We start from the raw sequence: 10,302 nt of genomic DNA, 5'->3' as shown, positions 1-10,302 counted from the left end.
CCTCGCGTTGACCGCCGCGGAGCTGGTCGTCGATGACGATCCGGTGCGCGCCGTGTTCATCCTGACCGAGGCCGTGTGCTGCGCACGCGACGCCGGGCGGCGCGACCTGCTCGAGCGAGCCGTTGGGCAATTGAAATCTCTTGACCTGCCGGATGATTCGCCCTTGCTTCCGCATGTCGCAGCGCAGATCGCCTGGGCCGATCTCCTCGCCGGACGATGCGATCCGGCGGTCGATGCCATGGCCGCGCAGGTGCGCGAGGCACGTACCGGCACAGCGGACTACCTCCATGAGGTCGTCGCGGCCTTCAGCGGTGTGCTGCTCGCCGACGACGCAAGCGCCGCCGCCGTCATGGATACGGCGGCCGATCGGGCGCGCGCGGCCGGTGCGGTGCAATGGATCCCGTACATCATGGAGCCCCTCGCCCTCGCACAACTGCTCGGCGGGGCGTTTCTGGACGCGGAAACATCGGTGGCCGAGGGTGTTTCGCTCGGCGCGGAGCTCGGCATGGACACTCAGGTCGCGGTGTTGCGGGCCGTCTCGGTGTGGACGGCGGCGGTCGCCGGGCACGAAGACCGGTCCCGGGCGCTCGCCGCGGACATCGGCCCGCTGCTGACCGAACGGCATCCGGTGCACGCGGCGCTGGTTTCCTGGGGACTCGCGATCGGCGACCTCTCGGCGGGGCGGTTCGATCCCGCGCTCGAGCTGCTCGACGAGATCTGTTCCGGGACAGTAGCGTACGACTTTCTGCTCCGATCGGTCCCCGACCACGTGGAGGCCGCGGTCCGCGGCGCACGGACCGAGCGGGCCGCGGCGCACCTACCGGCGTTCGAGCAGTGGGCACGGCGGGGCGGGGCTCCGCAGGCGGCGGCGCTGCTCCACCGTTGCCACGCGCTGCTCGCCGCGAGCGACGATGCGGCCGAGGAGCATTACCTCGCCGCCCTGCGCCTGCACGACGGTGTCTACCATCGCGCCCGGACGCAGCTGGTCTTCGGTGAATGGCTGCGCCGACGCCGCCGCCGCACCGAGGCACGCACCCAGTTGCTCGCGGCCACAACCGGTTTCGACCGTGTGGGCGCACGGTTGTGGGCGGACCGTGCGCGCGTCGAGCTGGCCGCGCTCGGCAAGCCGCAGGCCGCACAGCACAGCGATCCGATCGAACTGCTGACGCCGCAGGAGCTTCAGGTCGTCCGGCTCGCGGCGGCCGGGCACAGCAACAAGGAGATCGGGGCCAGGCTGTTCCTGAGCCCGCGCACCGTCGGGCACCACCTGTACAAGGCGTACCCCAAACTCGGTGTCGCGCGGCGGATCGAGCTCGCGCAGCTCGTTTTATGAGCCGATGACTTATCCGGCGTTCCGCGCGCGCCTGGAACGCCGGTAATCCGACCGATGCGGTCGAGGCGACCGGCGCAATAACTTCGCTCCTACCAGGCAACCGAAGAGGAGCGAACATGATACTGACGGACAAGAACGCCGTGATCTACGGAGCGGGTGGGACCATCGGCTCCGCGATGGCCGAGGGTTTCGCTGCCGAAGGCGCGAACTGCTTCCTGGTCGGCCGAACCGCCGCCACCCTGGACGCCGTCGCCGAGCGGATCCGCGCCCGAGGGGGCCGCGCCGAGACCGCCGTGGTCGACGCGCTCGACGCGACCGCGGTCGCCGACCACGCCGACGCCCTGGTCGAAAGGGCAGGCAGCCTTGACATCTCGGTGAACGTGACCGCGCGGACGTCGATCTTCACGCCGCTCGTCGACGTCTCCGTCGCCGACTTCGCCGCGGCGATGGCCGAACTCGTCACGTCTCAACTGCTGACCACCAAGGCCGCCGCGCGGCACATGATCGCGCAGAAATCCGGGGTGATCCTGTTCTTCGGCGGGTCGGATCCCACCACCAGGATCCCCGGCCTCGGCAATGTCCAGGTCGGCTGCGACGCCGTGGAGGGCCTGCGCCGGCAGTGGGCGTGCGAGCTCGGCCCGCACGGCGTCCGGGTGGTCTCGCTGCTGACCGGCGGCATCCCGGAGTCCTTCCCGGACACCCCCGAGACCGCGTCCGTGCGTGCGGGCATGCACGCCGCCACCCTGCTCGGACGCGCGGCCACCCGGTCCGACGTCGGCCACGTCGCCGCCTTCGTCGCCTCCGACCTCGGTCGCACCCTGACCGCCACGCAGGTCAACATCTCCTGCGGCGCGCTCGGCGACTGACACCCCGTTCGCGGCCTGCTCCGCCCCATGGAAACGGCGACCGCAAGGCCGCCGACATCATCGAAGGCCAAGCCACCGACTACGACCCACTGGCCAAATCCTCGCTGAGATAATCGAAGCCCTCTGACCAGCCCAGCGGTGCCGGTGTCGCCTCGGACCATGGGCTCGGCGCCTGTGCGAAGGCCGGGCCGACATCGCTGGGACGGAATGGCCGCTCAGAGCAGGCGCACCGCCAGCTCGTAGATGGTGTCGGAGTCTTCGGCTCGGGCGGGGTCGCGGAGGAAGATCTGGCGTGGTCGCCAGTCGAAGCGCTCGTCGTGGTCGAGTAGCCAGCGGTGCAGCGACTCGAAGCCGAGCGCGGTGGTCATGTCGGACTTGGGGACTTCGACGTAGGCCTCGCGCGCCGCGGGCTCGGTGCGGACGAGCATGTCCGGGAAGCGCCGTGCGACCGTGTCGACGTCGAATTCTGTTATGGGACAGCAGAACTCGACCGGGCCCTCGTCGTCGGGCCCGAGTTCCCCGTGGTATCGCAGGAAGGGCAGGCCCGCGGCCCCCTCCGGCCGCGGCACGGCGGGGCCGCCGAACAAGGCGAACAGCGGGGTCGCGAACTCACCGATGCGATCGGCGGTGAGGTTCTCGGTGCGACTCAGCAGGGCGCGGTCGGGGATCGTGCGGACCGAGACGTCGTACATGGCTACCTTCTCTCCGGTGACCTGGGCGATGAGGAGATCGGCCAGCCGCTGTTGCGCCGCGAACCCGCGCCGCCGCTCCTCCCAGTACTCGGCCAGCGCCCGCACCCGCTCGTCGCCCGGTCGCGCCAACACCTCGCGGATCCGGGCGAGCGGCATATCCAACCGCCGCAGCTGCCCGATATAGCGCGCCTTCGGCAACTGGCCCACCGAGTACCAGCGATAGCCGGTATCGATATCGACTCGCGCGGGCGGCAGCAACCCCGCATCCGCGTACAGCCGCAAGGCTTTCGGCGAAAGCCGCGCCAGCCGGGCGAACGCGCCGATGCTCAGCAACTCCACGACCGCCTCCTCATCGCGGGGAACTTCCCCTACCCCGAACCCTGCCCCCGGCCCCAAGGGAAAGGTCAAGACCTAGGGGCGACCGGCTCCCGCGGCCGGGACGGACCCTTTCCGCTCTCGGCTACTCGGACGCAGTGCCGGTTGCCGACGTCGGCATACCAGACGGCGCCCTCGGCGTCGATACAGATCCCGTCGGGGTGGTCGCCCGGCGTCTCGGCCCATACGCGGCGCCCGGCCAGTCCGCCGTCGGGTTGGATGTCGTACGCGGTCAGGTGGTTGGCGTAGGACTCGGCGACGATCAGGGTCGCGCCGTCGGCGGTGATGGCCATGCCGTTGGGAAACGCGAGCCCATCGGCGACCCGCCGGACCTCCCCGTCGGGCGTCACCAGCGCTATCGGGCCGGTCGCGACCTCACCGCCGGGGAAGTCGAACCCGATATTGTCGTCCGGCGTGCCAGCGCGGGGACTCGCCGAACACGACTCCTTCCAGCAAAATCTCCGGTTTGCTCATGTCGCCATGCCCTTCGGTAGTCGGTACGAGTACTGACGGGCCGGGCGGCGGAAATTGATCGGCGCTACTGCGCGCGGTACACGACGATTCCCGGGACCGACCGGACGTACTCCGCGAAGGGCGAGTCGACGACCTTGTTGTTCGCGGCGAGCGAGGACGCGTTGCGGAACACCGGCCCGCCGGGCGTCATCACGAAGATTCCGACGTGGGTCACGTCCAGCCCGGCCGCGTCGGTGTAGGCGCCGATGTAGTCGCCCGTGCGCAGCCCGCCGAGCACGCCGTCGTCCACGGCGGCGCTGGGAATGAACGTGACGGCGCGATCCACCACCGGCAGACCGGGAAGATACGTCCCGCCGTCCGCCTTCGCGTTGAGGTGTTTGGTGACGGTGACGGCCACGGTGCTCAGCGCGCCGGTGATATCGGTCGCCGCGATTCGCGGCGTGTTCGCCCAGTCGCTGAAGAAGTGCTTGCGATGCGAGAAGTCCACTCGCCCATCGGTATAGCGCGTGTCGATCAGATTCGCGACGAACTGGTCCTTGTTCGTGGATCTGGTGAGCGCCTCGACATAGTCGAGATAGGTGAAGCAGTCCACCCGGCGCAGATCGATGACGAGTCGTTCGGGCTCGGTCGCCGAGCCGACGAGCATGTCCGCACCGTATGGCGTGCCGAGAAACTGCCGCGACAGCAGCTCGATCGCCTCGCCCTTGCTCTGCCCGGCGGGCGCACCGGCCCGCAACGCCGACAACGCCTCGATCTTCTGCGCGGTGACCTCGTCGACGACCACGGAAGCCGGCTCGGCGACCGCCCTCGTCACCGTGGCACCGGCGATCACCAGCAGCGCGAGCAGTAGGCGGGCAAGGGTGCGCAAGAAAGGCCTCCAACACGGGTATTCGATCTCTCGACGCCCTCCACGGTAACCGGTCGTACCCGCGAGACGGTGGGCCGCCGCGAGAAGCCGCGCCGGCCCACCGAGACCCCGGTCACGCCTCGATATGCGCCACCTTCTTCGTGAACACGCCCTTGACCGCGGCCGACGCCTCCGCGCCGGGACCCTCCACCGGCCGATACAGCACGGGGCTACACGACAACGCACCCTGCGCGCACAGCGGCTTGCGCACCGGCGGAGCGGAGATCGAGCCGTGCGTGTCCCCCTCCGGCGCCGCGTGCAGCGCAGCCACGATGCACGGCGCGACGGCGGCCGCGGCGACGAAGGTCCGTAGCGACCGCGGCCACTCCCGAAACGCGGAGAGCGGGGTCATTTCCGGTCGCCGCGCCCGAACGGCCACGCGTCGGCGCCCGGCTCCTCGGGAGCCTGCTGCATGCCCTGGTTGCTGAGGCTGCCCGGGTACAGGTATTCGCTGGGCGGCCGCCTGCGTCCGTTCAGCCACGCGTCGAAGAAGCCGGTCAGGTTCTTGGTGGTGCGGGACTGGACGAACTGCCGGAACTCGGGGATCGACGCGTTCCCGTGCTTGTGCCCCTGCGCGAAATCCTTGACGGCGGCGAAGAATACGCTGTCGCCGATGTAGCGGCGCAGCGCGTGCAGGAACAGCGGGCCGCGCGTGTACACGACGGTGAACTCATTGCCCTTGCCGGGATCGTAGAGCGGGGTCGACCAGACGCCCTGCTGATCGGCGCTGGCGAGCGCGCGGCGATAGATCTGATCGGCGTTGCGACCCTGCACGCGTTCCGGATACAGAATGTCGGCGGTGTAGCTGGCGAAGCACTCGTTCAGGCAGACATCGCGCCAATCCTTGACCGACACCGAGTCGCCCCACCACTGATGGGCGTTCTCGTGGATCAGCGTGTTCAAGTCCGTCCACGGCGCGTAGATCGGCCGGGTCTGGGTCTCGAGCGAGAACTGCAGATTGGTGTCCACGTAGATGCCGCCGCCCGCCTGGAGCGGGTACGGACCGTACAGCTGCTCCTCGAAGGCGAGCACGCTGGGCAGCTTCTTCTCCAGGTCCTTCTTCTGCTGGGCGCCGCCGGGCGCGAAAAAGCTTTCCAGCGGCGTACTTCCGGCCTGCTGGGTCAGCCGGGTGAACTTGTCGATCGCGATCGTCGACAGGTATCCGATGATCGGATCCTTGGCCTCCCAGGTGACCGTGTGCTTGCCCGTGCCCGCGGGCACGTCGGAGGCGCGCACGCCGTTGGACGCCACGTCCCAGCCGGTCGGCACGGTGGCCTTCACCGTGAGGGTGACCTTGTCCAGCGGGGTGTCGTTGAGCGGGTACCACGTGGTGGCCGAGTGGGGTTCGCCCGCCGCGAACGCGCCGCCGGACGGCGAGTACGTCCAGCCGTTGCCGCCGCTGTCGGGGAGCGTGCCCGCGTAGTCGACGATGACCGTGAACTGTTGCCCCAGTGGCAGTGCCGTCTTCGGCTTCACCACCAGTTCGTGCTCGCCGGTCCTGCTGAACTGGGCGGGCTGACCGTTGACGGCGACGGAACCCACTGCGGGACCGGCGTAGTCGAGGTTGAACGACGACAGGTTCTGGGTGGCGTTGGCGGTGATCGTCGCCTTGCCCGTGAGATTGTGCGTCGGCGGGTTGTAGTCGATGGCGACGTCGTAGTGCAGCGCGTCGTAGCCGCCGTTGCCGTCCTTGGGATAGTACGGATCGCCGAGACCGTCGGAGCCCGGCGTCGGGTCGGCCGCGCCCGCGGCGGCCCCGTTGGGCGAATCCGACGGCGGGGCGGCCACCGCCGCGACGCCGGCCGACAGGCTCAGCGCGAGAGCCAACGCGGACACCGCGACCGGCCGCGCTCTCAGCGCGGCGGGAATCGGCTTGCCGCTGTCTGACCATTTATGAATTCGCATGGTGCACAACCTCTTCAGTAGGCGATCCGGTGAGCGAACTCGGCCGCGCGTACGTGTCGATGGCCCTATCGGATCTGTGAACGACTGCGGGAATGCCGATTCGGCACCCCGCAGGTACTGCGATGAGCCGCTACGCGGCCACGTTCAGCGACGACACTTCGACGGGGTGCGATCGGCGCACTCGGGATGCCCGGTCGTGCTCCAACTGTCGAGCACCTTGCCGACATCGGTGGCGTCGACGAACACCACCCACCGGCTCGGCGGCCCGCCCTGCGCGCCGACGCCCTCGACCGTCACCTTGTACGCGGGGACCGCCACGCTCTTCGCGGACTTCTTGGCGGCGAGCTTCGGGTCGTACCACATGGCGACCGGCGCGGAAGCCGAGAACTTGTCGCGCGACTGCCTGGTCTCCGCGGCGAGCGCGCGCACCGCGGTGGCCGTCACCGCGGCAGGCGGCGTCACCGCGGCTCGCGGCGTCACCGCGGTCGGGGGCGTTGTCCCGGTCGGCAGCGTCGTCCCGTTCGGCAGCGTCGTCCCGGTCGGCAGCGTCGTCCCGTTCGGCAGCGTCGTCCCGGTCGGCGTTGTCGTCGTCCCGGTCGGGTACTTGCCCCGCGCCTGCTGCGCGAGCGCGCCGCCTGCCGAGACGAGCGAGCCGTCGGCGGCCAGCGACTGCGCCACCTCGGCGCCGAACACGGGCACCGAGTCGATCTCCTGGCGCTGCCGGACCGTGGCGCCGCCGTCGCCGGTGGGCGACACCGTGTCGACGACGAGGTTGCCGACGGACTCCGCGCCGAGGACCTGCTGGAGGCCCTGGGCCCGAGCCTGCGCGATGGCCGGGGCGTCGGTCGGCGTGCCGGGCGGAATCGGCAAGGGGTGCTCGAGGATCACCTGCACGAAGATTCCGTCGGGATCGGTGAAGACGTTCTTCGGGATGGCGGGGAGGTCGAAGATGCCGGGCTTGGTGGTCGGCGCGGTCGTGGTCGTGGTCGGTACCGAGGTGGTCGGATAGTCCGTCGACGGCACGGGGGTGGTCGTCGAAGGGTCGGTGGTCGGCGTGGTCGTGGGATCGCTCGACGTGGTCGGCGTCGTCGGCGTGGTCGTCGGAGCATCGGTCGACGGCGTGGTCGTCGGCGCCGTGGTCGAAGGGGTGGTCGGCGTCGGTGTCGTCGTCGTCGGCTCGGCGAGCGCGCCGGGGGCCACCGTGAAAACCGTTGCCGCTGAAACCAACACCGCGGTAGCGATGCGGCGAGCCGCACTTCGATGTGGGTATTCCATATCCAAGTAGAACCACACCGTGGGGGCTGTTTTCGACTGGGGACTCACTGGGGAGTTCGTATCACGACTTGATTAACATGCCCGACACCGGAATTCGGCAGGGCGTTCCTCACTTGCGTTCACAAAGCGGCCAGTTCGGCGCATGTGCGACGAAATAAGGCCCGGCCGAGCCGGATCGACGCCCCGGCGACGCCGGCGCGACGGTATCGGCCGACGGCTCTTCGGCGCGCATTCAGACGGCACGCACGAGCGACGGTGCGCGGCAGGCGAATAAGGCCGGCACCGCGAGCACGGGACGCCGAACGCGCGCCGATGCGCGACCTGCGGGCAGAACTCGATTCGCAAGTCACGCACCGTATCGCGAGGTAAAATGCGCCATCATTTACTGTGCAGCCGATCGCCGATTCGGGTGGCGAAGTCCTGCCAGTTGGCCGCGTTCTGTCTGGCCATATCGAGCACCAGATTCAGACAGTGTTCCGGGATGCGATCCGCGAGATCGAGCGACTGCGTCGGCGTGCGCGGACTCGCGTCGAGCCAACGCAATACCGTGCGTCCGGTTTCGGTGAGCCGCAGCGACGGATCGCGGCGCAGACTCTGCAATACCGACGAGGGGCAAACCCGCTCGGGCGGAGCCGGTTCCGGCGCCATCGTCGTCGTCTCGGCGCCGTCGCACGGCTTCTTCCGACGCTGGTGTTCGACGTCCGGCCGGCGCACTCGCCGCATCCGTCCGTCGCGGCCTAATCGATGCCTCGTCTGGGGAACATCCCCAGACGACTGCCTGCGCACCGCGCCGACGGTCTTGTGATCCAGCCCGGCCACCTCCGCGACTTTGCGGTCCGACCACAGCGGATACATCCGCATGATCCGCAGCGAGGCCGCTTTACGGTCGAGAATCGACAGCGGCAGGCCGTGCGCGATATTGGCCTGCACCGCGAGCACGAACGCCTCTTCCTCGGTGCCGTCGAAGAATTGCGCCCGGATGACGGTGTCTCCCTTCAATTTCGCGGCCTTCAGACGGTGCACACCGTCGATCAGCCGCATGGTTTCTCGATGCACCAGGATCGGCGGCAGCTCCGCCTCCGTCGTCGCCAGCATCTGCGTATGCGCCGAGTCCTCGGCACGTACGCGCAGTGCACCGCTGATGTCTATCGACTCGATAGGAATCTCGATGACTACGTCGGCGACTCCGACTCTCGCATCGTCGTCCACGTTCAACCTGTGTTCACTCACGGCGGTACTCCTGCGTCGAAGCCGAGATCATTCCGTAGCACACTTCCCGCCGCCAGTACCTCTTCCGACTACCTCGGCGTGCGGGACGAATCGCTGAGGCAGGCACGGCGCTGTGCCGGGATCGGAGGGTGACCAACTAGCGCGGACAGCAATATTTCACATTGGCAGAGTTCCGGCAACGATACGGTGTCGAAAGGACGCTGCATTCGCACTGTGCGGATCGCCTGCGTGAATCGCGGCGTTATTTGTGAATGGTGTTAACCCCCGGGGACCGCCGCGCCGACTTCCGGAAACATTTCGGAAACTACCAGTTCCGGCCCGTAACCGGCAGTGGCGCGGATACGCTTGAGAGTTGGACTTCTGCAACGACGGAGAAGACCGCGGGAGACGTGTTGGTACGCCAGCATATACGGCGAGACCGAGTTTCTGCACACGATGACCACCTCGGGTCGCGCGGCGACAATAATTCTGCACACAACGACCATCACGGCGGTCGAGTGAGAACAAAGGGAACCCCGAATCATTCGAATCAGGACGCATTAAACCGACGGTATTCCCCGATCCGAGGAATAACCGCTCGGCCTACATCTCGTGCTCGTGGCACACCGATGCGGAACTCGTGTTCAAGTCCCCTCTCGCACACGAAGAACAGAGGCGTGCTCCGCCTTCGTCCGAACGATTTCATCCGGGGAACTCATCTGCCCGAGCGCTCCCCAGTTCGGAGTCCATCCTATCATCGGACCCCCGCCCAGCAGCGCGAAGAACGAAAAATCCGGGCCCGCCCGTTCCTCCGAGAGTCCATACAGCAGAGCATGTTTCGGTGTTATCCGGCGGGCGCCACCGAAGAAGTTCTGGAAAGCCCGATCGGCGGAGTTACCCCGGATTCCGCCCGCAGAACGCTCCTCGGGTGATTCGGCGTCCTTGTGACACAACACCGTACTGGCCGGATAGGACAGGGCGCGAAGCGTGGTCACCGCACCCCGAATCAGGTCGATCACCGCTGTGCGACATCATGATCCCCGCCGGGGAACCGGCGCGGCGGCAACCGTCGCCGCGCCTCGGCAAACCCGCTGCGGCCGAACTGAATCCATCCCCCCGAAGCGGCACCCTGAGACGGCGCTACGGAAACACCCCTAGCTCCGCGGTATCGGCGGTGAATAGCGCTCCGGCGGGATGCCCGACGGGGCCGCCGATTCCTACCGTCGGGGCATGCTCAACGTCGAACCCGATTCAGTTGCCAGCGAC

Annotated in this window: 10 protein-coding genes; 3 read left to right on the top strand and 7 right to left on the bottom strand. The window is 68.3% G+C overall.

Going from position 1 to position 10,302, the window contains the following annotated elements; translation table 11 throughout:
• Both ON39_RS35940 and ON39_RS35935 read left to right on the top strand, forming a co-directional pair.
• A partial coding sequence (locus ON39_RS35940) for a helix-turn-helix transcriptional regulator (protein ID WP_040740830.1) occupies nt 1-1,333 on the top strand: 1,333 nt, incomplete at its 5' end.
• A gap of 116 nt (nt 1,334-1,449) precedes the next feature.
• Complete coding sequence (locus tag ON39_RS35935) at nt 1,450-2,199, top strand: SDR family NAD(P)-dependent oxidoreductase (protein WP_040740826.1); 750 nt, start codon at nt 1,450-1,452, stop codon at nt 2,197-2,199.
• Nucleotides 2,200-2,414: 215 nt separating this feature from the next.
• Here the strand turns inward: ON39_RS35935 and ON39_RS35930 are convergent, their stop codons facing one another.
• From ON39_RS35930 to ON39_RS35905, 6 genes are all read right to left on the bottom strand, one after another.
• On the bottom strand, nt 2,415-3,230 hold the full coding sequence (locus ON39_RS35930) for a MerR family transcriptional regulator (protein ID WP_040740824.1): 816 nt from the start codon (nt 3,228-3,230) through the stop codon (nt 2,415-2,417).
• Nucleotides 3,231-3,295: 65 nt separating this feature from the next.
• Nucleotides 3,296-3,667, bottom strand: coding sequence for an SMP-30/gluconolactonase/LRE family protein (locus ON39_RS35925; protein ID WP_083894891.1), 372 nt, complete (start codon nt 3,665-3,667; stop codon nt 3,296-3,298).
• Between the two features lie 137 nt (nt 3,668-3,804).
• Nucleotides 3,805-4,608 carry a DUF1460 domain-containing protein gene (locus ON39_RS35920; protein WP_040740823.1) on the bottom strand — a complete coding sequence of 268 codons (804 nt, stop codon included), beginning with the start codon at nt 4,606-4,608 and terminating at the stop codon, nt 3,805-3,807.
• Nucleotides 4,609-4,720: 112 nt separating this feature from the next.
• Nucleotides 4,721-4,999: a hypothetical protein gene (locus tag ON39_RS35915; protein ID WP_040740822.1), complete on the bottom strand. Its 279-nt coding sequence runs from the start codon at nt 4,997-4,999 to the stop codon at nt 4,721-4,723.
• The gene (locus ON39_RS35910) at nt 4,996-6,552 is read right to left on the bottom strand and encodes a M1 family metallopeptidase (protein WP_051187530.1); all 1,557 of its coding nucleotides are present in this window, start codon (nt 6,550-6,552) and stop codon (nt 4,996-4,998) included. The genes ON39_RS35915 and ON39_RS35910 overlap by 4 nt, the downstream gene beginning before the upstream one ends.
• Before the next feature lie 144 nt (nt 6,553-6,696).
• Nucleotides 6,697-7,575 carry a hypothetical protein gene (locus ON39_RS35905; protein ID WP_040740821.1) on the bottom strand — a complete coding sequence of 293 codons (879 nt, stop codon included), beginning with the start codon at nt 7,573-7,575 and terminating at the stop codon, nt 6,697-6,699.
• Between the two features lie 4 nt (nt 7,576-7,579).
• On the opposite strand from ON39_RS35905, the gene ON39_RS49215 reads away from it, so the two are divergent.
• Nucleotides 7,580-7,837 (top strand): hypothetical protein, encoded by a 258-nt coding sequence (locus tag ON39_RS49215; protein WP_040740820.1) that lies wholly within the window; start codon nt 7,580-7,582, stop codon nt 7,835-7,837.
• A gap of 368 nt (nt 7,838-8,205) precedes the next feature.
• Here the strand turns inward: ON39_RS49215 and ON39_RS35895 are convergent, their stop codons facing one another.
• Nucleotides 8,206-9,057, bottom strand: coding sequence for a ParB/RepB/Spo0J family partition protein (locus ON39_RS35895; RefSeq protein ID WP_083894890.1), 852 nt, complete (start codon nt 9,055-9,057; stop codon nt 8,206-8,208).
• Between the last annotated feature and the right edge of the window lie 1,245 nt (nt 9,058-10,302).

It is taken from the genome of Nocardia tenerifensis NBRC 101015 (assembly GCF_000308715.1).
GTDB lineage: Bacteria > Actinomycetota > Actinomycetes > Mycobacteriales > Mycobacteriaceae > Nocardia > Nocardia tenerifensis.
The sequence above is the reverse complement of the archived record's forward strand: the minus strand, read 5'-3'. Positions and strand labels throughout refer to the sequence as shown.

Coding starts and splice junctions, on each gene's coding strand:
- ON39_RS35935 (WP_040740826.1), top strand. CDS start 1,450: ATGATACTGACGGACAAGAACGCCGTGATCTACGGAGCGGGTGGGACC.
- ON39_RS35915 (WP_040740822.1), bottom strand. CDS start 4,999: ATGACCCCGCTCTCCGCGTTTCGGGAGTGGCCGCGGTCGCTACGGACC.
- ON39_RS35910 (WP_051187530.1), bottom strand. CDS start 6,552: ATGCGAATTCATAAATGGTCAGACAGCGGCAAGCCGATTCCCGCCGCG.